The 24,004-nt window shown below is 37.3% G+C and carries 14 protein-coding genes; 2 read left to right on the top strand and 12 right to left on the bottom strand.

Annotated features, from left to right (window positions below; all coding sequences use genetic code 11):
* Positions 1-387: 387 nt before the first annotated feature.
* Entirely contained in the window at positions 388-2,859 is a 2,472-nt protein-coding gene (locus tag GTR01_RS14870; protein WP_160138598.1) for a TonB-dependent receptor, read from the top strand.
* Positions 2,860-2,938: 79 nt separating this feature from the next.
* Here GTR01_RS14870 and GTR01_RS14865 read toward each other — a convergent pair whose 3' ends face one another.
* Positions 2,939-4,783: a DUF262 domain-containing protein gene (locus GTR01_RS14865; RefSeq protein WP_160138597.1), complete on the bottom strand. Its 1,845-nt coding sequence runs from the start codon at positions 4,781-4,783 to the stop codon at positions 2,939-2,941.
* 412 nt (positions 4,784-5,195) lie between these two features.
* Between GTR01_RS14865 and GTR01_RS14860 the strand changes: the two genes are divergently transcribed.
* The gene (locus tag GTR01_RS14860; RefSeq protein ID WP_160138596.1) at positions 5,196-5,633 is read left to right on the top strand and encodes a helix-turn-helix domain-containing protein; all 438 of its coding nucleotides are present in this window, start codon (positions 5,196-5,198) and stop codon (positions 5,631-5,633) included.
* 80 nt (positions 5,634-5,713) lie between these two features.
* Here the strand turns inward: GTR01_RS14860 and GTR01_RS14855 are convergent, their stop codons facing one another.
* The 11 genes from GTR01_RS14855 to GTR01_RS14805 form a co-directional block, all read right to left on the bottom strand.
* Positions 5,714-8,821 carry a type I restriction endonuclease subunit R gene (locus tag GTR01_RS14855; RefSeq protein WP_160138595.1) on the bottom strand — a complete coding sequence of 1,036 codons (3,108 nt, stop codon included), beginning with the start codon at positions 8,819-8,821 and terminating at the stop codon, positions 5,714-5,716.
* Positions 8,808-10,154 (bottom strand): AAA family ATPase, encoded by a 1,347-nt coding sequence (locus GTR01_RS24640; RefSeq protein WP_228452250.1) that lies wholly within the window; start codon positions 10,152-10,154, stop codon positions 8,808-8,810. The genes GTR01_RS14855 and GTR01_RS24640 overlap by 14 nt, the downstream gene beginning before the upstream one ends.
* A gap of 1 nt (position 10,155) precedes the next feature.
* Positions 10,156-11,364 (bottom strand): restriction endonuclease subunit S, encoded by a 1,209-nt coding sequence (locus GTR01_RS14845; RefSeq protein ID WP_160138594.1) that lies wholly within the window; start codon positions 11,362-11,364, stop codon positions 10,156-10,158.
* Positions 11,361-12,908 carry a type I restriction-modification system subunit M gene (locus GTR01_RS14840; RefSeq protein ID WP_160138593.1) on the bottom strand — a complete coding sequence of 516 codons (1,548 nt, stop codon included), beginning with the start codon at positions 12,906-12,908 and terminating at the stop codon, positions 11,361-11,363. The genes GTR01_RS14845 and GTR01_RS14840 overlap by 4 nt, the downstream gene beginning before the upstream one ends.
* Before the next feature lie 322 nt (positions 12,909-13,230).
* Positions 13,231-13,701: a hypothetical protein gene (locus GTR01_RS14835; protein ID WP_228452249.1), complete on the bottom strand. Its 471-nt coding sequence runs from the start codon at positions 13,699-13,701 to the stop codon at positions 13,231-13,233.
* Between the two features lie 62 nt (positions 13,702-13,763).
* On the bottom strand, positions 13,764-15,014 hold the full coding sequence (locus GTR01_RS14830; protein ID WP_160138591.1) for a condensation domain-containing protein: 1,251 nt from the start codon (positions 15,012-15,014) through the stop codon (positions 13,764-13,766).
* Entirely contained in the window at positions 14,996-16,282 is a 1,287-nt protein-coding gene (locus tag GTR01_RS14825) for a condensation domain-containing protein (protein WP_160138590.1), read from the bottom strand. The genes GTR01_RS14830 and GTR01_RS14825 overlap by 19 nt, the downstream gene beginning before the upstream one ends.
* Before the next feature lie 3 nt (positions 16,283-16,285).
* Entirely contained in the window at positions 16,286-18,688 is a 2,403-nt protein-coding gene (locus GTR01_RS14820) for a glycosyltransferase (RefSeq protein WP_160138589.1), read from the bottom strand.
* Entirely contained in the window at positions 18,681-19,463 is a 783-nt protein-coding gene (locus GTR01_RS14815) for an alpha/beta fold hydrolase (protein WP_160138588.1), read from the bottom strand. Before GTR01_RS14815 ends, GTR01_RS14820 begins: the two co-directional genes overlap by 8 nt.
* A complete protein-coding gene (locus GTR01_RS14810) occupies positions 19,454-19,753 on the bottom strand; it encodes an acyl carrier protein (RefSeq protein ID WP_002977699.1) in 300 nt (99 codons plus the stop codon). The genes GTR01_RS14815 and GTR01_RS14810 overlap by 10 nt, the downstream gene beginning before the upstream one ends.
* Positions 19,741-23,991 (bottom strand): type I polyketide synthase, encoded by a 4,251-nt coding sequence (locus GTR01_RS14805; protein WP_160138587.1) that lies wholly within the window; start codon positions 23,989-23,991, stop codon positions 19,741-19,743. The genes GTR01_RS14810 and GTR01_RS14805 overlap by 13 nt, the downstream gene beginning before the upstream one ends.
* Between the last annotated feature and the right edge of the window lie 13 nt (positions 23,992-24,004).

Genomic DNA, 24,004 nt, shown 5'->3' with positions numbered 1-24,004 from the left:
AACTTTTTGCAAAAGAACGAAAATTTATCTGGGGATAGGCTATAAAGGTTGTTAAAGTATTATGAATGGCGTAGAACTTAGAGAAATCATCTGATAAGTTGGAGCAAACTCAATAAGTAGTTCTGAAAATTTAACCACAAAAGTTTTTGTTTAAAACTGTTTAGTTCGATTAAGCTAGTTTAAAATGATACGGCATAAGTAAATTTACTTTAGAAGAAAATCAAATATTTTCAAAAATTTAAGGTACTTCTCATACGTAAAGCTTGTTACTTAAAAATCACTTACTTGTTTAGCTCTTTTGTGCCTATTAAACCTATTTCAGTAGAAAATTCAGAATTTCTACTAAATTGATTCCCAACTTTGCTCTGTATTAATTCTAATATCACGGTGAAGCAAGTAACAATTTTAGCAGCCATGCTTTTTTCGATAGGTTTGGTGAACGCTCAGCAGGGAGCTGGGCAGGGGAAAATAAGCGGAAGAATTGTAGATTCCAAGACAGGGAAATCAATAGATCATGCCAGTATCGGACTTTTCAATCAGGATAATAAAGAAGTAAACGGAACTACTTCCAATGAAAAAGGAGAGTTTTCTATCGATCATATTGCCTCCGGAACTTATAAAGTGGCTGTTTTTTATGCAGGGTATAAAAATAAAACAACGTCAGATGTTCAACTTGGCGATAATAATATAACGATTACTCTTGGTGATATTCAATTAACGAATGGAGAAACAGTAATAGAAGGCGTAACCATTGTTGGTAAAAAGGCGGTTATTGAAAATAAGGTGGATAAAATCGTTTTTAATGCGGCTAATGATGTGACTTCTCAGAATGGAGCGGCTATTGATGTGCTGAGAAAAGTCCCTCAGGTGACGGTGGATGCGGATGGAAATGTGGAGCTTCAGGGAAATGCTAATATCAGGTTTTTGATTAACGGAAAGCCGTCCAGTATATTTGGAAACAGTTTGGCTGATGCGTTGGCTTCCATTCCGGCGAGTCAGATTAAAAGTATTGAAGTGGTTTCCAGTCCGGGAGCTAAATATGATGCTCAGGGGACGGGTGGAATTATCAATATTGTTTTAAAGGATAATAAGGTAAGGGGAATCAATGGAAGTATCAATGCCACGGGCGGAACTTTATTTGAAACAGGATCTCTGAATCTGAATTATAAGAATAATAGCTTCAGCATGAATGCTTTCTTTAGCGGGAATGCTCAGTTAAAAGCCAAAACTCCTTTTTCACAGGACAGAACTTCAAGAGATGCTTCTTCCAATACCAGCACGCATTTGTTACAGGATGGTTATACTGATTTTGAAAGACATGGCTACCGTACAGGTTTAGGCTTCGACTGGAGCTTGAATAAAAGCAGTTCATTAAGCGGTTCGCTATCTTTCAACAGTTTCTCCAATAAAAGTACCGGATTAATCAATCAGCAACAGTATATTACCGATTATAATACCTCCAATGTTTCTTCAATCATCGGATCCAGGACTTCGGATAATCAATCCTCGGTTCGTTCTATAGATGGAAGCCTGAGTTTTAGAAAAACCTTTGCCAAAGAAGGGCAGGAGCTTACGGCAGACTATGTGTTCAGTTATGGTTCACCGAAGAGCAGTTATTTTCAGACTCAAAGTTTATCAGGAGCAGCTTCGCCTTACAATGGTATTTCAGGAAGTAATCCGGGAACGGATAACAGCCACAATATCTCAGTAGATTATGTTCATCCTCTGAATGATAATGTTACCTTTGAAATGGGGCTTAAAACGGTACAGCAACATATTACCAATGCCACGGATGTTCATGTTCTGAATACTTCATCCGGGCAATATGAAACAGATCCTTTGCAGTCTTATCATTTAAATTATGATATGGGAGTTTATGCGGCCTATTTTTCTTCCAAGTTTAAACTATTGAACTGGCTGGATGTAAGAGCGGGTTTGCGATATGAATACACAACCCTTAAAATAGATTTCCCAAATACGAACATCCCATCGTATGGTTTATTAGTTCCATCCTTCATCTTATCTCATAAATTTGATAGTGGTGAAACAGTGAAGCTATCCTACACAAGAAGATTGGAACGTCCTGAATATACGGAACTCAATCCTTTCCTTAATTTCAGTGATCCACACAATATTACCACAGGAAATCCGGCGCTGAAGCCTGAAATCGGAGATAATATGGAACTTGGGTACACGAAAAACTTTACGAATGGAGGGAATATCTCCTTATCCCTTGTTGAGCGAATCAACAGTCAGGATTTAAAACAAATTACCACTTTTTATCCTACTTTTACAGCCAATGGAACGGAGTACACGAATGTATCGGTAACCGCAAGAGATAATATCGGGAAAGAATACAACTCCGGCGGAATTATCTCTCTATCACTCCCATTTTTCCAGAACAAACTGAATCTGAGAAGTAATATCATGGTATTTCACCGATATATTGTAAGCCATATTTATGTAGGAAACTTGGATATGGGAATGCGGTACCGTGCGAACCTGAATCTTAATTATCAGTTTCCAAAGAACTTTATTCTGGAAGTATTCGGAAATTATAACTCCACCGCTAAAAATATTCAAGGGAAAAATCCTCAATCTATCACCTATACCTTTGCCGGTAGAAAAGAATTCTGGAATAAAAAGGCAAGTTTAGGCTTTACCATTACCAATCCGTTCAATAAATACATCAAGCAGGTAACCACTGTGAGCACCGGAGATTACGATTCTTATTCTGTAAGAGAATTACCGTATCGTTCTTTCGGGATCAGCTTCAGCTATAAGTTTGGGAAGATGGATTTTAAAAAGGAGAAGGATATTAGTAATGAGTATTTGAATGGGCCGGGATCGGGGAGCTAAGTTTTATGATTTATTTTTGTGTATTGATACTTAATAAAAAACCGCTTAAAAAAGCGGTTTTTTATGCTGGAAAAATAAATTAATTTTTTTTCAATTCTAAAAATGTTTTAAGAGAATTTCCTCTATAGTATTTCATAATCAGATCAATGACTCTATTTTGATTAGAAATGATAGAGTCTTTATTCCATTCATTATAGTTCATTAAAACGAAATTGGTGTTAGCTCTAGCTTCAATTGCTCCTTTATATTTATTTTTTTTAGTTTCGTAATCTTTGTTGCTTAAAGAAGAGTTTTTATTTCTGTCGATCAGCACAAGATTGCCGATTTTGTGAAGCCATTCCTTATGGAAATCAGAATCTACTGACCATAGTGTATTTTCAATTTTTTGTGGTAATAAGTGTTCTATACTTGATGAGCTCTTATTGTATTGAAGTTGATTGGTCTTATTTCCCATTAATAAATCTAATTTTAATAAGATATATCTGGTTTTATTAACCTTCGTTCCACTAAAACCACCCCATTTATCATTCTTTAAACTTAATTCTAAATCATTAATATCCAAAGGTTTTTCTGAGCTTATATTTTCATCAAAATATTCATATTGTAAACAATTGTCATTAATCATTAAAGCACTTCCTTCTTCAACAGTTATTTCTTTATTGTTAATTTTATCACCATAGAAATCTATTTTTTTCAGGATATTAAATGTTCTTGTCATGGATTGTCTTCTCCCCAAAAGCCAGCTCAAAGAATATAGATTGTCAATTTTAATGAGAAATTCAATAATATTATGATCTCCAAAAACTTCTCTAAAATGCATTAATGGGGTTAAATACTGGGAACCGTATACACTGGAAAGGATAAAGTTTATATTAAAAAATAAACTTGCCGATTCTTTACTATTGATACTGGAATTATTTAATGCAATAAAATGTTTAAGGTATTTTTCAATTAAATCTAATGTTTCTGATCCTTTAATAATAATCCCTTTTTTGAACATATAATCAAAAGCTTTTGTCAAACTTTGGTTATCGTCACTTTTATATTTCATTTTTATAAATACAACTGTCCATAAAAATTCATCAAAAGATTTATAGGGAAGATTTATTTTATTTTCAAAATCAGACCATTTATTTGCGTATTCCCGTCTTATTTTGTCATCTGTAATGACCCTAAGATTTTGCGCTCTTAATATATCACTCATTTGCAATTGTAAGCCTCTGCTATTGAGTACGGTAAAGAGATTGTAGGCATCATCAAGATTATTGGGTGTCGCTAAATAAAGCGCTAAAACTTTTGTTGATAAGTATTTATAAAACTCCGTCAGGAATACTTGAAACTCTTCCGGATTTTCTTTTTCCTTATTACGAAACCAATTTAATATAATGCTGAGTCCATTCGCCAAATTTCTTACAGAGGTACTGTTTTCATGATTATTAGTAATTTGTTCTAGCTGTGCAAAATTTAGTTCAACTTCACTTATGATATAACTATCAATGAATTCTTTATCATCTCTAATATCAAATTCTATTCTATGTCTCGCCGGAACATTATTAAACTCATCTGCTTCTTGTATTAGTTTTTTTTGAACACTTTTTTTCAAATCAATACTTTTAGAGAGATTACGTAAAGATGCGTGTAATAAGAAGAGGGTTAAGAAACGCTGTTGACCATCTAAGATATCTTGAAATTTATATTTAATTTCATTAGCCACATTTTCACGTGTATTCCAAATCATACAACCTAGAAAGTATTCTTTTTCTTTGTTATTTTCCAAAGCATTGGCTATGTCATCCAGAAAGTTTTCAATTTGATCTACTCCCCAAACATAGGGTCTTTGGTATTCCGGAATGTTGTAGAATTGTTCAGGACTAAATATATCTTTTATATATTTTTTTCCTGTTATCAAAGTGTTGTTATCCATTTGAATGTAAAGGTCTAGTTTTTATTATTTAGCCCGTAAAATTACAAAAACATACTATAAAGTACCACAAAACAACGAAAGTTGTGTATTTAATGCTGTTTAGAATTATGGGGATATACCTTCTAATAATTTTTCTTTTTGATATATAACACTTTAGAGAGTTATTACTATTTAAATCTATGAGAAGTGACTTTTGGCTTATCTGTAATTAATATGATAATACAGATATTTTGATGGTAATAAATTCATGGATTTATTAAATTATTAAAACCATATTGTCAATTTTGTCTAGGTCTAAAGTGGGAAAGAATAGATCAATTTGAAATGGAGAGAACTCATCAATTTTAGGGAGATTAAGGTTGTTTTAATAATTTTTTTTCTATATTTAAAACTTCATAAATGTTGATTTATCATGGAACATAAAATACATCAGGGACGCAATGTAAAACGATTCAGGGAAATGCTGGGCATTAAGCAGGAAGCATTGGCTTTTGACCTTGGGGACGACTGGAACCAGAAGAAAGTTTCTCTGCTGGAACAGAAAGAAATTATTGAAGATCCTTTACTGAAAAGAATTTCTGAAGTATTGAAAATTCCGGTGGAAGCATTTCAGAATTTTGATGAGGAACAGGCGGTGAATATTATTGCAAACACAGTGACTACAGTTAATGATAATGCCACAGGCCAGGTATTTCAGATAAATCCTACTATTAATACTTCTGAAAAATGGTTGGAAGCATTAGAAGAAATTAAGAAATTAAACGAAGAAAAGATTGCTCTTTATGAAAGGATGTTGAAGGAGAAGGATGAGATGATGGGGAGGCTGGAGAGGTTGATTGAGAAGGGATAAACTTGCAATATTATAAGTGAAAAGCTCAACAGAATGTTGAGCTTTTCATATTTAAATTTATACTGTTATCTGATTCTTACTTAAAGCTTTCCTCCTATTCCTTTGAATTTTTCGACAAAGGCACTAATTTTTTGAAAAACACTTTGTTTCTTGGTTAAATACTGTGGGTTTAACGGGCTCATTTTAGGTAAGATAGCATTCAGTTCTGTTCCGTTTTCACTGGCAAATTCACGTTTTAATGATGTAGTTATATATCTCTTTGTCGCCTCCTCATTTAAATTCTCTTCTGTTATCAGCTCAAAAGCTTCAGCTCTTTGTTTCTCACCTGCATAAGTATAAAATGCGTCTAAAATATTTGGTTTTTCTTGTATTTTATCAAGATCTGTTTCATTAATAAAGTCGACTACAAGACTCTCTTTTGCTCTTTGTCCAATACTGGCACGAATTACTCTACGAATTTCATCAATTAAAGCAGTTTTGTCTTTTGTCTTTTTGTTATGTTCAAAAATTAACTCTAGAATGTAATCCAGGTTTATTTCCTGAGATTTTAATAAGTCTATTTCAAAAACAACATCATCCCAATCAATTTTAGATGCTTCGGCTTCTTTTCCATCTTTCTCTCGTCTTAACCAATCGCGTATGTCATTATAGGTGGAACGATAGTCCTGAGCGGTTCTTTCTGGTAATAAAGCTATTTCTTGCATTGCTGAAATAGCTTCGTCTGTCACAAAATAAGTCTCTTTGAATGCTTTGACAGCCTCAGGATTATTTACATCTATAGCCTGTAATGCTTTAAGGTGAGTAAATTCATCGTAATTCTGCAAAACATTTTCTACACGCAGATATTCACCAAAAAGTTTCGCAAACTCCTTTTTATCTTTTTCTGTGACAATTTCATCAGGATCGGGAAACTTTTCATTCAATTCATTTACAACATCAATATAACCTCTGCGGGCTTCACCAGTAGCAACCTCTGTAAAACCTTCCAAATATTCTTTATAGCTCTTTTCAAGCACTACGTTTTTGGTATTGTTATCTCCAAATAAAGTGATGGCATCAATGGTTGCCTGTTCTAAATCTCTAAATGTAACAATGTTACCAAAGGTTTTTGTAGCATCATAAATACGATTGGTACGCGAAAATGCCTGCATTAGCCCATGATAGTGCAGATTTTTGTCTACAAAAAGTGTATTCAGTGTAGGGGCATCAAATCCAGTAAGAAACATGCCGACTACAATGATAAGGTCTACTTCTTTGCTCTTTACTCTTTTTGCAAGGTCGCGGTAGTAGTTTTGAAATTCTTTACTTTCAACTCCAAAACTGGTTTTGAACATAGCGTTATACTCATTGATTGCTTTGGATAAGAATTCTTTTGCGCTAATATCCATTGCTGATGGTTCAAAAGTTTCATCAGGAATTTCACCAATGGCGTTTTGTTCTTCATTGGCTGCAAAAGAAAAAATGGTTGCTATTTTCAACGGCTTTTCACTTTCTTTTTGCAGACGATTCAGTTCTTCATAATAGCATTTGGCAGCATCTACGCTGCTTACGGCAAACATGGCATTAAATCCTTTGTTGCTACCCTGATTTCTATGGGTTTTAATTCTGAAATTTTGCAGAATGTATTGCGAGATTTCTTTAATACGGGCTGGATGAAGTAATGCTTTTGTGTTTTCTGCAGCGCTCAGTTTTTTTTCATCCTGCTCTTGCTCTATTTTCTTAAATTGTGGACGTACATTGTTGTAATCTACTTTGAACTTCAATACCTTTTCATCTCTAATAGCATCGGTTATCACATAGGAATGCAATTCGCGACCAAATACACTTCCTGTGGTTTCAGCGCCTAAAGCATTTTTAGGAAAGATTGGTGTACCGGTAAACCCAAACTGATAGAATTTTTTAAATTTTTTCTTTAGGTTTTTCTGAGCTTCACCAAATTGAGAACGGTGCGCCTCATCGAAGATGAATACTACTTGTTTTTGATAAATGGCTAAATCACCTTCACTTTTCATGAGGTTATTTAGCTTCTGTATAGTGGTAACTATAATTTTGTTATCTTCTTTTTCGATGTTTCTTTTTAAACCGGCAGTACTATCGGAACCGTTTACGCTATCGGGCGAAAAACGCTGATATTCTTTCATGGTCTGAAAGTCCAAATCTTTACGATCCACAACAAAGAATACTTTGTCTATAAAGTCAAGCTGTGTTGCCAGTCTTGCCGCTTTAAAACTGGTCAGGGTTTTTCCTGAGCCTGTGGTATGCCATATAAATCCGCCACCTTCTGCAGAAGACCATTTTTTTGCTTCATAAGAACTTTTTATTTTCCACAACATTCTTTCTGTTGCTGCTATCTGATACGGACGCATGATGAGTAATGTATCACTAGTATCAAAAACAGAATAGGTGAGTAATACATTTAGCAATGTATGTTTCTGAAAAAAAGTGGCTGTAAAATCTTTCAGGTCTTTAATCAAAGAGTTATCCGCTCTTGCCCAGTTCATGGTAAAGTCGAAACTATTTTTATCCCGCTTTACAGTGTTGGCAAAATAACGACTGTCTGTACCGTTTGAGATAACAAATATCTGTAAATATTTAAAAAGTGAGTTTTCGCTGTTGAAGCTTTCTTTACTGTAACGATGTACCTGATTAAATGCTTCACGGATAGCAACTCCACGTTTTTTTATTTCTACATGTACTAAAGGTAAACCATTCACCAAGATTGTTACATCATATCGATTGGCATGCGTTCCTTTTTGTTCGAATTGTGAAATTACCTGCACTTTATTGCGAGCAACGTTCTCTTTATCTACTAAATAAATGTTTTGGATGTGACCATCATCAAATACAAAATCGTAAATATAGTTTTCATGAAGCTTTCTTGTTTTATCAACGATGCTGTCTCCGGGTTTATCCAAATATTCTTCTACAAAACGAATCCATTCCGCATCTGTAAACTCCATATTATTCAGTGCCTGCAGTTGTTGCCTTATATTAGCTAACATAGCTTGCTGTGTCGTAAGGTTAGATGGTTTTTCGTAACCCTGAGCGACCAAGTCCCGGATAAAATCCTGTTCAAGGGCAGCTTCCGTCTGATAGACCGCAGGTGGTTCGTTCAATGTTGAATATTTGTCGTATTTATCGAGAACGATGAAATTGTTGGTTTCGGTTATGGTGTTATACTGTGCCATTTTCTTCTATGACATTTGGGTTAATAGTTGATTTGAATCCATATCTTCTTTTCACTTCTTCTACCAGAAAGCTCAATACCCGCTTATCATTTTCTTCAATAATTGATATTTCTTCACCATGATGTTTAGAATGACTGGAGAGATTTATTATTCGTTTGTAATATGCTTCACGTGATTCTTGGGGTAAAAGGTCTTCCCATTTATTGTGTCCCAAAAAGGTAGATGTTTTTTCTAATATATTACGAAGAAAATTGAAATGAAACTTTTTTATATCATTTGGCGATTGTATAGCTTTTTCTAATTCGGATAAAAGAAATAAATGATACGAGAATGGAGAGTCGCTTACTAGCTCATTTATTGAAAAAGTTCCATCGTCCAGTTTTTCTAAACGCCATTTTATTGTGTTCTTTACTCCGTTAAATTCATTAAATAGCACATTGTAGAATAATGGATTATGAGTAGTGATAATGAATTTTACTCCTGAATTACTAGACTTAATTAACTCAGCTATATTTACAGCCAACTCGATTAAGTGGGTATCATCGAGTGAACTTACCGGATCATCAATAAATACATAATCCAAATTATTAAATAGCCCGCCTAAGTTTTTGAGTTTTTCCTGTGCTGTGCTCAATTCAATATTAGCCACTTCCGCTTCATTTCTCAATACGTCTGCTTTATTAGCGTCCTCTTTCTTTCTGCTTTTTTTAGCTAGATTTTCTGCTTTTTTTGTGTCTTTGCTTTTTGATTCAGCTATTACGGTCAATGATTTTATTTCTTCTTGTGCCTCCCCTAATGGGATTAACACCTCTATAGCTTCCCTTAGTAAACTATAAAACACACTCCAAATAAAACAGCTCTCTTCACCTTTAGAAATTTTCACAAATTCAGAGGGCTCATCATTTCCACGTTCAAATGAAAAACGTACTTCAGAGTAAGCAGGAATCGTTACATCCCTATTGTCTTGATCCTTAATAGTATATTCCTCATTAAAAGTAGGTGTTAATTTATCATTAGTATAACGTTGGAAATGAGCTGCTATATTAGGCTCTTGTCCTTGATCCAGAAGTATCCATTTTGTATACTCATTGGGCTGAATTTTCAATTTCATTAAATCATTATCCCAATAAAACAAATCTTCGGTAAATGCATTGTAGTACATTATCTTGATTCCTGTTTCCTCTTCTTCGGTTTCTGGATTTTTGGGAGCTATCAATTCTTTAAATTCACGTGACAAACGTGTTTTACCAGTACCATTAAAAGCATAAATTAATTGCACTTTTTTATTGGCAACCTTTAAAGATTGAGCTATCTGATTTAGTGTTTGTCCCATATTATGCGATTATCTCATCTTTTGGAAATGTTAATAACAAATCTCTGTAATACTCAAACTGTTTTTGTCGTAATTCTATTTCTTTTGGCAAACCTTCACTTATTGAATTAGTTAGAATATCAAATTTGTCTAGAATAGAAACGATGCGTTCTTGTTCTTCAGGAGAAGGTATTGGAATTATTGTCTTTCCTAGCCCCTTTGCATTAATAGCAGAAATTTTACCAGAAGATATGTGTTTTTTAATCTGATCGTGGAATTGTTTGGTTCGTGTAAAATAAGCGACAAACTTTGGATTTAAAACGGTTTTATATGAAAAACAAGCATCATGAATAACCACATCTTCGTCACCCAACCAAGCTGTCCCTTTTCCAATATCTTCAATTGTTTCACCAGCCGCAACGATAACCACATTACCTTTTTGAGCTAACCGCAGATTTTTATTTTTAACGAGCTCTTCACTCACAAAAGATTTTGTTGTATCTGCCCAAGTACCATAATGTGTGTACATTTCTCCGTAATGAATAGTAGGAACTCCTTCTGTAAGTAAATCAGTTTTTACAAAACGCTTACCTCTTTGAAACTCTCCAATACTTTCATCTCCCAAAGGTAAATGTTGGATTTCGTTTTCATCAAAAGCAAACAATTGCTCACGATAATAATTATACTGCTGTTTACGAGCTGTAAGCTCTGTTGTAAGCTCTGTTGTAAGCTCTGTAAACTTATCGAGAATATCAACTATTTTTTGTTGAATTTCGATTGATTTTTTGGAGTCTTCCGGGCAAGGAATAGGAATAAGTTTTTTGGAATAATTACTAATCCATTGTCGTTTGTGATCGCCGTCAATTAATTCACTATGCAAAGTGTTCAACCAATAATAAATATACTTTAATGAAGCCTTTGATTTATCTTTAGATGTAATCATTTTCATTGCTGATGACTTAGCCTTAAAATCAAAATCAACCCATTTATTAGCTGCTGTAAAATCATCGAAAATAATTACAGGCATTTCTGATGCTTTATAAATACCACCAGTTTCATCAGTGTATCCGAGAATAAAAGTTTTTCCGGCGGTCAAAACAGGGATTTGGAAATTATCATTATAATTACTCGAATCAACCAAGTATTTGGTAGGTTGTTCATAATCAGCGAACTCTCCCAAAGGTTTCCATTCTACAGTAACACCTTCTAATAATTTTTCTAAATAACTCATGCTTCAATCTCCTTTATAATGTTATCAATATCAGCACGTAGCTTATCTATCTTTTGTACGGTTTTGGCCATTTCCTTGTTCAATTCTACTATGTCAATCTTTTCACGATTGTCTTTGGGCTCTACATACGAGCTTACAGATAGATTATAGTCATTTTCAGCAATTTTTGTATTATCGATAGATGCCGCTATATGAGCTTCATCTGCTTTACTATCGAAGAGGTTCATTATCTTATCAATGTGTTTGTCTTTCAACACATTATTATTGGTTACTTTTTTAAAGAAATCTTCACCCGTAGCATCTATAAATTGGGTTTTGGTATCGGTCTTATGTTTGGAAAGTACCAGGATATTTACAGAAATAGAAGTGCCATAAAACAAATTGGACGGTAAAGCGATAATGGTTTCTATAAAATTGTTATCCACCAAATATTTTCTAATCTTTTGTTCAGCACCACCTCTATAAAATATTCCAGGAAAGCATACTATAGCCGCCCTTCCTTTACTGGAAAGATAACTAAGTGCGTGCAATACAAAGGCAAAATCGGCTTTAGATTTAGGAGCTAATACGCCAGCAGGAGCAAAACGGTCATCATTAATCAAGGTTGGATCGTCTGATCCTATCCAATTGACTGAGTACGGTGGATTGGACACAATGGCATCAAAAGGTCTTTCATCTCCAAACTGAGGATCAATTAGGGTATTACCTAATGCAATATCAAACTTATCGTAATTGATGTTATGCAAAAACATATTCATACGAGCCAGATTGTATGTTGTATGGTTGATTTCTTGTCCAAAGAAGCCTTCTTGAATAATATGATTATCAAAATGTTTTTTGGCCTGAAGTAGCAAAGATCCTGAACCTGCTGCTGGATCATATATTTTATTTACCTCAGTTTGTTTATGCATCGCCAGCTGTGCTATAAGTTTGGATACGTTTTGTGGAGTAAAGAACTCTCCACCTGATTTTCCGGCATTTGCAGCATAGTTGTTAATTAAAAATTCGTAAGCATCACCAAAAAGGTCGATTTGGTTGTCTTCAAAACTTCCGAAATTCAACTCTTCCACGCCTTTCAATATAGCAGCTAAACGACTGTTTTTGTTTTCTACTGTATTTCCTAGACGTGTACTTGTCGTATCGAAATCAGCAAAAAGTCCTTTAATATCATTTTCAGAAGGATAGCCGTTTGCAGAACTCTCGATAGCATCAAAAATAGCTTTTAAATCTGTATTGAGATTTTTGTTTGTGTTGGCTTTTTCAGCAATATTTACAAACAATTCACTAGGGTATATAAAATAGCCTTTTGTTCTTACTGCATCGGCTTTAATTTCGGGTGTGATTATATGATCTGGTAACTTTGCATAATTAACACTATCATCGCCCCCTTCCATATAATTTGCAAAGTGTTCACTAATGTATCTATAAAAAAGTGTTCCTAGTACAAAATGTTTAAAGTCCCATCCGTCTACAGAGCCACGTACTTCGTTGGCTATTTTCCATATTTTATTTTGTAATATATCTCTTTGAACTGTGCTTGTCATTTTTTGTTTTTTATATCTTATACCTCTTCATTACGTATAACATAACAGTCTTTAAGACTATTAATAGCAATGTTTTTATAACCTATTTGCTGGTAAAAAGAAGACAAATTTACTATAAAATATATCGTTATAACATTTTTATCTACTAAAAATAAAACTTTAAATATGATCTTAAAAATTGGAATTGTTATTTTGCTTTCAAACAAAACTAAATGGCAATTATGAAATGTTAAAAGATTAATTATTTTCGTCAGATAAACATATAAAAGTCTAAATGATTTAATATTTTGATTTTAAATTTAATAAATTTTTACAATTGAGTTTATGCTATGATCTCAATCCTCCTACACATCCACCTCCTCAATCTCCAAACCGGCAAATAAACAAACACCACAGACAGCACTCCAGCCAGCACCCCCACAACAACAGCCATCGCCGTAGCATCCAGCCTATAATCCTTTGAAAAATTATACTGCCCTAAAAAAAGCATAGCTAATACCAAAGAACAGGTAATCACTCCATGCAGAATACTCAGCTTGGTCATTAATTTTTTAATATTTAACTCTTCATCTACAGTAAACTCAATGGCGCCTTGTCCGGCGGCATCGGTTACTCTTTTGATGATGTCTATGGTGAGGACAACGGGGAGAAATAAGGCCATGGGTAAGGTAAGGCGGGCCAGATTCTGTTCGCCGGAGAAAAAATGAGTGTAGCCTAATTCTTTGAAGCTGGCATAGGCGATGATGAAATTGAAAAATACATTGGGAAGGACATAATAAATTGTACGCTTCATGAGAAAGCGTTTAAGGGTTGTTTTTTTGAGCTTTTTAGGCGGCTTTGGCTTAAATTTCAATTTCATGAGGTGGTCATTAGCGCTATGGCTTTCTCTTTTATTTGGGCGGCTTCCGCTTTGGGAAGGAAGTCTTCGTTGGACAAAAATATAAAATCCATCTGATGATTGTATGTACTCGCTACCAAAGTGTTTGAGTTCAGCCATGGGAATGCTACTGTTGGACTGAAGATGGTTTCTACACTGAATTTTTTGTACTCGTTCGGGATGTTGATCCTGCCCATATTGGATAAGGTTACATCATGACCACCATTGCTTGATTTAAGCATGGAGATCATACGGTCAACGATCGGATGCATCTGTTCACCCATCCACAGCAATTCGCGGGCTTCCATTTTTCCTATTTTCTGAGTAAGGTCTTCTTTAATGTGCTTGGCGTTGTTCAAAAGATCGGAACTTCCTTTTTTAATCGCAAGATCAACCGTTGGGGCAAAAGCAAATAAATGATCCTCTTTGATCTCCGGAATAAAATGACGCACATCTACCGGACTGATCACTTTCCCTTTGGCTTCTTTTCCTTTTACTTCCTGAAATGCCTGCATGAACGCAGCACACAATAAAGCATGCACGGAAACTCCGTTAGCTTTGCATCGCTCAGTAATTTGAGCTGTGGTTGTCGGATCCAGTTTTTGGTGAAGAACATAGTCTTTTCCAAAGTTTCTCTTTTTACTTTTCTGCTGTAGCATAAAGAAGAACCTGGCAAAGGTCAGATAAAGTTTGGCTTTGAATTTCTTAGTTTTTACATTAAAGTTGGAAGGTAAAAATTCATCTACGGATGTGAACGCCTCATAAGGTTCTAATTGCAGATCAGGATTATCCAAAAGCTGAAGAAGCTCATGCATTAAGGTAACTCCGGTAGTTCCGTCTGAAATGCAATGCGGAATGGCCCAAAATACTTCAGAAACATCCTGACCTCTTACCCAGACTACACGGGCTAGTGGCATTTTCTCATCCTCAAATAAGATTTTCCATTCTTTTTGAGACTCTGTCAGCCAGTCCTGGTCTGTTTTTCTTTCCACGATGCGGAGTGGGATAGGGGCAATCTCTTTTTCTTCTATAAAAAAGGGATATTTCTCGCTTTTAGAGTCGATAACCACTCTTAGCAACGCATGTTTCTGCTGGATTTTTTCCAGAGCAGTTTTAAAATTCTGCTCCGGAAGTTCTCCTTTTATTTTGGCTGCAAATATACAGTTTACGGGCGTTTTGGGATCTACATACATAATCCTTTCCACCATCATTAGTTTTCTTTTGACCATGATACAGCGATGTATTCCAGTTGTAATTTAATAATTTGCATAAACTCATCGCGGATGGCGATGGCATCAAGATAAGGCAAATAGCCTTCACTTCCCACAAAGGAAAAATCCATTTTCCCGCGGTAGGTAGAGACTACCAATGTCGTTGTATTTCCCAATGGGCCAATCACAGACGGACTGAAAATAGTATCTACAGAAAATTCCTTATACTCATGAGGAATCTGAATGCGTCCTAGATTGGAAAACATACAGTCGTTAGAGGATTTTCCGTTCTTTAAAAGCTTAGTGAAATTATTCAACGCATCATGACCGGATTCCATCACCATCATGGTAATATACGGATTGAGCTTAGAGGTTTTGCGTTCTACAGAAGCCTGCATCGAACGTACATTTTCTAAGAAGCTCAGTTTTTCATTCGCCGAAACCACAATCATCAGCCCAAAAGCGAAGATATGGTCATTTTTGATCTGTGAAGCAAAACGTCTGATGTCTACCGGACAGGAAACTTTATTAAAAGCGCCCTCTCTTTTTACTTCTTTAAAGGCCTGCAATAAAGCAGCACTTAAAAACGTATTCACCGTTACATCATTGGATTTACAATAGGAGACCAGTTGCTGGCATACTGTTTCATCCACTTTCCAATGAAGCAGATAGTCATCCTTGCGATCAATGGATTTTTTACCGGTAGGAATATACTTAATTGCTGTAGCAGCCAGTCTTCCAATGAATTTTGCCTTTAGTTTCTGCTTTCGACTGTTTAAAATATTCGCCGGAACTACGTCCTCAATACCTAGAATAGGGTTTTCTATTCCAATATCTGCATTGGGATTATCCAGTACTTTTAAAAACTCGTAAAGAAAAGCCATTGCAGAACCACCATCGCATAAACAATGGTGGAACGCAAAAAGCATGTCAGAAACGTTTTCCCCTTTAAGCCAGACAAACCGGATAAGGGGTAATTTTTTAGGGTCAAATAAGGTATTCCATTCTTTTCTGGATTCTTCCTGCCAGTGATCTTCGCTTTTTCGGGCAACAATGCGCACCGGGATGGAAATAGGGTTTTCAGGAACATCAAACCAGGGAATGTTTTTCTCGTCATGAGCGATCAACGCTTTTAACCACGGATGTTTTTTCTGGATCTTAGCCAAAGCTTCCTGGATATCCTTTAATGTAAAGGTACCTCTGAGCCTGAAAGGGATCACCGCATTGAAGGGTTCTGTGCCGTCTCCCAGTAACATTCGTTCGCCAAATAACAATCTTCTTTTCATAGGCTACACAGAAGCTAATGTGGAATGTTCCTGTACAAAGTTTTCCAGCAATTCTACTGCTTTATCATTACCTCCGGCAAGAGTAAAGGTGTTTTGAACCTCTTTGGCAGCAGCTCTGTATTTAGGATTTTCCAGTAATTCAAAAACAGTTTCACGAAGAGCCTCTACACGAAGCCTTTTGTATCGAATGCTGATTCCGCAACCTGCCTGCTCAATTAATTTTGCAATATGGAAGTGGTCGTAAGCGATAGGCGTGATCAACATTGGCAATCCATTACGGAAAGTATCATTTACGGTATTGAAACCGCCATGGCAGATCACCATATCCATTTGCTGCATCACAGCTGATTGAGGTACGAAGCTGTTTACGATGAAGTTCTCCGGCCATTCTTCAAAGATTTCCGGTGGAGTAGCAGCAATCACTGTCACAGGCTGATCTTTGAATGCAGCGATGATCTTTTCAAAGAAAGCTTTTCTGATGTCTACCAATAAAGTTCCCAGTGATACGAAGATCTTAGGAGTGGTAGAAGCATTTAATTTATCCCAGTCAAATGGCGCATCATTCGGACGGCCTTTTACCGGGCCTACAAATTTCATATGCGATGGCACCGTATCAAAACCTGCAAAAGCCTGTGAAGTAAAGACCATGTTTAGCTTATGCGAATGGATGTAAATTCCTTCTTCATGAATGCCTACTTCTTTTTGTAAGTCTTTGATCAGATTTTGCTGCCATTCCCAGATTTTTGGGGCACTTTTTTCTGTGTCTCCCATTACATCCGGTGGTACTGGTGTTGTTGTTACACAAGGAATATTATGTTTATGGGCGAAAAGTGCTCCTCCGAAAGTGATACAGTCGTTCACGATCACGTCCGGCATCCAGCTTTCTGTCAATCTGCTTAATCCAGGCATCATCATTTTGGCAAAAGGAACATACGTTTCTTCTAATGCCAGTTTCATCACTTCAGGGCCTGAACAAGCTGGGCCATCATCCTGTCTTTTTAAAATACGGGCGATTTCTTCCTGATAGGGAATAAGATCTTCTTCCGGATAGTAGTAAGAACCACCTTCGGGAATATGTTTGTTGTCTAAAGGCGTAATTCCAAACCATTTTACTTCGTGCCCACGGGCAATAAGACTGGCACCTACACTTAATGTTGGGCTCACATGTCCGAAAAATGGCGGAACAACGAATAAAAACTTAGATGGTTTTTCGTGTTTTGATGCTTTAGTAATTGCCGTTTCCAATAAATTAGCTGCTGTAGATGCTCCTCCTGCTTCCATAAAAGATTGTCCTACTTTTTGAGCAGCCTCACGGTAGCTCGGGTGAGTTAAAATTTGCTGTACTGCCTCTCTCAGATGATTGGCTTTAAATCGGTTGAAATTAAGTCTTTCACCTGCTTCTGTACGTACCACACGTCCTGCAACGTGCGACTGGTCATACGCAATCGGAATGACTACCAAAGGAATTCCGTTGGATAAGGTTTCAGAAACGGTATTGTGACCGCCATGGCAAACCACTCCATCAAGATGAGGTAACAGATCCAATTGTGGAACCTGCTGATAAACCATAAAATTGTCCGGCCATTGCTCGAAAAGTTGTGGATCAGAAACTACTACCACCGTTAAATCTTCCTCTTTAAAAGCATCCACTACCTTTTGGAAGAATGCCTTTTTATGATCGTGATCAAAAGTGGTTCCGATACTTACTAAAATCTTTTTATTGGAGGCATTTTTTAATCTGTCCCAGTCAAATTCACAAGAGATACGTCTTTCAGTAAGAACCGGCCCAGTGAATTGATATTGAGAAGGAAGATCATCCATTTCGCCAAAGAAATAGGTTGAAGTTAAAACAAGTGTCAACAGATCTGAAGTGGCCAGAGAACGCTCTTCATTGAAACCTAGTTCTTTCTGTAAATCGATGATTTGATTCACTTCCCATTCGTGTACTTTTGGAAGCTCATTCATGATCTTAATGGCAGCCGGAGCCGTAACGGAAGTCGCACAAGGAATTCCTAATGCTTTGGCAGCTATCGGAGCGGCAAATAACTGGTGGTCACCGATAATTAAATCGGGTTGGTATGTCTTTAATAAAGCAACAATTCCGTTATAGCAATGTCTGTTCAATGGAATAAGAACTTCCTCGTAAAGGAACTTCACACTGTCGATTCCATACACTACTTTTTTGGAAATAATATCGAGATATTGTTCGCTTTCTTTCTTTTCTTCGTCGGTCTGATCGTATTGGATCAGTAATAATTTTCCGCCCTCCGGAAGTTTCGCCTCTAAAGTTGGGTCAAGGCTGATCCAGGCTACTTCATGCCCTCTTTCCAGCAACGTAGCACCGATGCTTAGGGTAGGATTGACATGTCCTGTCAATGGTGGAACTATAAATGCAAATTTAGCCATGGTTTTTCGTTAAGATGTTAGATAAAAACTGAGCGATTGTCTCTGCAATCAGCTGAGGTTCCTGAATCGGAATATTGTGATCGCCGGAAATCAATTCAAGTTCGGATGAACTGATTTGAGACTGCAGCCATTCTCCTGTAGGTCTGCAGTTGGAATCAGCACCGTAAAGCAATAAAGTGGAAGCTTTCAGTTGATTGAAATCCGCTTCACCAAGAAAATGTTTTTCCCTGATCATATCTGCTTTGATGCTGGTTTGATTAAACAAAAACTCATACATACGATGGTTCTTTTCCATTTGTCTTTTGCCCATCTGAACTTTGGTAGTATCTGTAAAATTGGCTACATAATGCTCAAGGAATTCCTTGCTGTATTCATCAATGATGTTACGGGCTTTTTCATCCTGAGGATCCGGAGCCTCCATCACCACCAGTTGATTGACGCGTTCAGGATATGTTAATGCTGTTTTTAAAGCAATAAGACCGCCGAAGCTATAGCCTACAAGATGTACTTTTTCCAGTTGAAGGTGATCCATTAAACCCATCAGATCGGATGACATGTTATCAAGGTCGTACCCATCCAAAAAGCGTTCACTCATCCCGTGACTTTTCAGATCGTACATCACCACATGGAAATGTTTTGCCAGAATTGGGGCAATATTAAAATAATAAATGGACAGGTTACTGAACATACCGTGGATGAGTACCACGGTTTGTTCGGCTCCTTTGTTGAGTTCCTGTATATGAACTTGTTTATTATTGACAGTGATTATTGGCATTCGTAGATATAATTGATGATCATACTAAGGTCAAGATTAATAAGCTGGTCAAGATCCATAGAAGATAACCAACCTGTAAAGTCGATCTGATCGCCAAAATGCGCCTTGATCTTTTCAGAGAAAGAGACAATCTCAATGCTGTCCATTTCAAGATCTTTGGTGAATGAACTTTCCGGAGTAATGTCCATCTCCTCTACAAATTCAGCACCTATCACTTCAGTAATAAAACCTTTTAATAAAGTAAAAAGTTCTTCGTGGTTCATTTTTAATGTTGCGTTTACAGTGTCCATCCGATAATATAATTTTTATGTTTAATAGTTTTGATTTCAATATTGTTGATCCACAAGTGATCCTCTTTTATAAGTTCGACTTCGAAGGATTTTGGATTCCCTTTCAGTCCGGTTCCTAAGAATTTTCCGTAGGCTTCTTTGGCTACCCAGAAACGGGTCGTCCATTCTGCCTGATCTCTGCCTTTTAATAAGGCTAATTCATTGTCTGTAAATACCAGGTCATAGAATCCTTCGCTGCGTTCTTCCATGAGTTCCATATCAATTCCTACAGATTTACCATATCTAGCAATTCCCACAGCTTCTTTTCCTTTGTGAGCGAGTGAAATATGGATGTTTTCTGTAAAATCGCTGATGAGGTAAGGTTTCCCCACTTCATCGGAACGGATTTCAAAGGTGATCGGGAAGCAGGCATGATTTTTTTCCTGACGAAGAAGATTTCTCACGGCATCTTTTACGGCTACACGGCTTACCATCCAGTTTTTCTTTTTGTTTGGTAATAATTGCTGGTGATGCTGTTTTTCCGTTTGGTTGAAATATCTTTTCAGAATAAAATCCCATGAAGCGACTCTGGTATAGGCCTGGTGGAAGAAAAATACTTCCGGAGCAATCTCTTCAGAAAGGCGGTTGTGCAATGGCGACATGGAAACATTCCATAAAGCGGCATCAATTTCCAGTCTTCTGTTCTGCCAGCCTGTGATGGCGCACCATACTTTTCCGTCTCTTTTCAGAATGATATCTGCAATGGCAAATTCATCATTAAGTTCGGTAAGCATACAGGTGCATTCAAAAATACCTTCCTGATCGTGCATATCGCCAAAGAATTCAATATCTCTGATCTTCACAGGGAATGCAATACGATCTTTCACCAACGTAAGCTGTAACCAAAGTCCGAATAGCTGTCCGGCATTGTCCAATAGAGAGCCTTTTCCGCCGTTTCCTTTGATCTTTCCAACGATTCCTTTTTTTCCAACCGCTGAAACTTCTGTAATTCCCTGGTATTTATCACCATGGAACATGTGAGCATCATAGATTTCTTCAGGGGTTCTTTCAATTGGTAAAAGATCACCAACAGAAAGGTTGAAGGTTGGAGTAGGGACAGGTGCAGATTTTAAGATCACTTCAGCATTGGCAAAGTTTTCAATATCCAGATACGCATGGTTTTCGCCACGCCATTGTCCTTTTACGGTTTTTTCAAAAGGTTGGGCTACGTTCATCCATTGGAATACACTTACATTCATGATTTTATGAACCTGTGTTCCCGGAATTTCTGCTTCTGCAATTTCTGCAAGCTGCTCAAAGATCATGGTCATCGGAATAACCGGTTCCATATCTGCTACATGAGCCCATCCTTTAGGTTGTCTCAATAAGCTGTGGTCAATCAGGTACGGATGACTTTCCAGCGTTACGTACAGATCTTTTGTGAAGGTTGTACTTCTTGGTGCTTTGGGTGCTGCTTGTTGTACTACAGGAGCAGGACGTGGGATTGTGATCTCCGGACGGTTTTGGAATAAAGTCAATACTTCTTCCTGCATACGGATCATATCGGCAACGTTGTCCTGGAATGCTTGTACCAGCGGATGACCACTTTTAGCAGTCATGGCTGAAGCAGTATATTGTTTTGGTGTTTCAAAGGCTGGAGCTAATGCTTTTACTTCTTTAAAATTTCGGATAATAGGCGAGCCTAATTCCAGCTTTATTCCTTTACCTGATGATTTTTTTGATTGCTGCTGAAGCTCCAAAAAGTCAAGAGCAATCGTTTTACCTTCTACAAATAGTGAAGCTACAACACGTTGTAACTGTGCCAATGCAGAACGGGCAGGAACACTGGAAGCAATTGTACTGAATGCTTTTCCTTTTAAGGTATCATCAATAAATCCGATCAGACCTCCTGTACCTACCTGAATGAAAACTCTTACACCTTCATCGTATAATTTATCTGTCAGTTCACGGAAACGAACAGGTTCAACCAAATGCTCAGCACTCAGTTTTCTGATAGCTGCCTGATCTGCAGGATAAGGTTCTAATGTAGTGGCTGACCATAACGGGATCTTCGTTTTCTGGAACTGAGCTTTTTCCATTCCGGCAAGGATCACATCCAGTTTATCAGCGATAAAAGGAGAGTGGAATCCGGATTGGAATGGCAGTACCTGATGGAAAATTTGTTTTGATTTTAATTGCGGAACCAATTCATCCAATGCAGCATTGCTACCACAAAGAATAACCTGATTAGGGCAATTGTCATTAGAAACATACAGATCTGAAATTTCAGTAATAAAAGGCTGTACGACATCAATTCCGGCTCCGATGGCAATGAATTTAGAGTCTTTTAATTCAAAAGTTTCCGGATTCAATACATCGATCAGAGCTTTTACAGAATTGGCTTCTGCTAATTCTGATGAATATCCTGCGAGCCATTCTCCTAAACTGTGTCCCGCATTCATGTCCGGGATGATTCCCAGTTTTTTTAATGAATTATCAAGGATACTGCAGTTGTTGAAGATGTTTAAAGCATCTGTTAAAAGGCCTTCACCTTCTGTTTCTATAGGGGCTGTTAATCCGAAATAACGGCTTACACTTTCCACCTCACCTTTTGCCAGTCCATCCAAACCAGGGAATACAAAGGCTACTTTTCCGCCATCTTTTAATAATGGAGTCGAAGTGTACCAAATGTCCTGTTTGTTTTTCCAGATCAGGTTTTTAGAAACAATTTTAAGGGCTTTTTCTACTCTTGCAGGCGTAGGATCAAATATCGCTACTCTGAAATCTCCTTCTCCTGTTGTTGTTTCGTTATTTTTTAATGCAGCAAGCAATGCTGCATGGGTAGGTCTTGCCAATAGCAGAACATTGTCTTTTTTCGGCATATCATAGCCTTCAAGAACAACGTGTGCATTGATTCCTCCAAATCCGAAAGCATTGACCGCCGCTACTTTTGGCAGTCCGGTTTTTGACCAGTTTTTGGCTTCCTGTACCGGTTCGAATCTTGTATTCTGCATGTCTGCTGTTGGATTCTCACAGTACAATGTTGGTGGTAATGTGTCATGGTGTAAAGCAAGACAGGTTTTAATCAGTCCTGCGATTCCTGCAGCCGGCATAGCATGTCCGATATTGGACTTTACCGATCCGATTCCTGCTACCGGAGCAGCTTCTTCTTTCCCAAAGAACTGTGCTAAGGTCTGAAGTTCTGTTTTATCTCCAAGCGGAGTTCCGGTACCATGGGCTTCCAGGTAACCTACTTTATTTTTATCCAGATCAGCATTGATCCAGGCTTGTTCTAAAGCTTTCAGCTGTCCTTTTACGGATGGGCTCATTACGCTGGTTCCGTTACCATCACTACTGACACCCACACCTTTGATCACCGCATAGATTTTATCCTGATCGCGAACGGCATCTTCCAATCGTTTTAAAACGACGAAACCACAGCCTTCGCCAATCAGTAATCCATCAGCATCCATACTGAAGGGCTTGATTTGCTGTTGACGGGACATTGCTCCCAATTGAGCAAAAATACTCCAGAACGCAGCATTTTGTCCGGTGTGAACACCTCCGGCGATCATCATATCGGAACGACCTCTCTGAAGTTCCTGTACAGCGTGATCTACAGCGATTAAAGCACTGGCACAAGCAGCATCTACGGTAAAAGCAACACCTCCAAGGTCAAAACGGTTGGCTACCAATGAAGCTACCAGATTGGGAATTAATCCCATAGCAGTATCAGCAGCGAAACGTCCTTTGCGTTCCTGGAAAGCATGTTTTACTTTTTCAATATCCGCAGAAGATACCTGAGGGAGCAATTCCTGCAATAAGGAGGAGATCTGTTCTCCGGTTCTTACAATTTCAATGGCACGGGTAGCTCCCGGCCCGGTATAGTTTCCTTTCCCGATGATGATTCCTGCTTTTTCAAGAGAAGTATTCTTTTGAAATACTCCGGCATCTTCCAAAGCTTTCTGAACCAAATCAAGGGTCAGTAAATGATCGGGTTCTGTTCCTTCCACTGCAAGGGGTAAAATTCCAAAGCTGGTAGGATCAAACTCATAGTCAGGGATAAACCCGCCTCGTTGGCAATAGAAACGATCGACAGGATTGGTGGCATCACTAAAGTGTACCGGATCTATCCGATCAGCCGGAGCCGATTGGGTAGAGTCTACTTTGTTGACAATATTCTGCCAAAAAGTATGGGCATCCTGCGCCCCGGGAAAGACGCAGGATAGTCCAACTACAGCAACATCTGTTTTTTTCATGTTTAGTGTTTAC

This window comes from Chryseobacterium sp. c4a (genome assembly GCF_009900745.1).
Taxonomy (GTDB): domain Bacteria; phylum Bacteroidota; class Bacteroidia; order Flavobacteriales; family Weeksellaceae; genus Chryseobacterium.
Note: the sequence above shows the minus strand (reverse complement) of the source record. Positions and strands in the feature narration are given on the sequence as shown.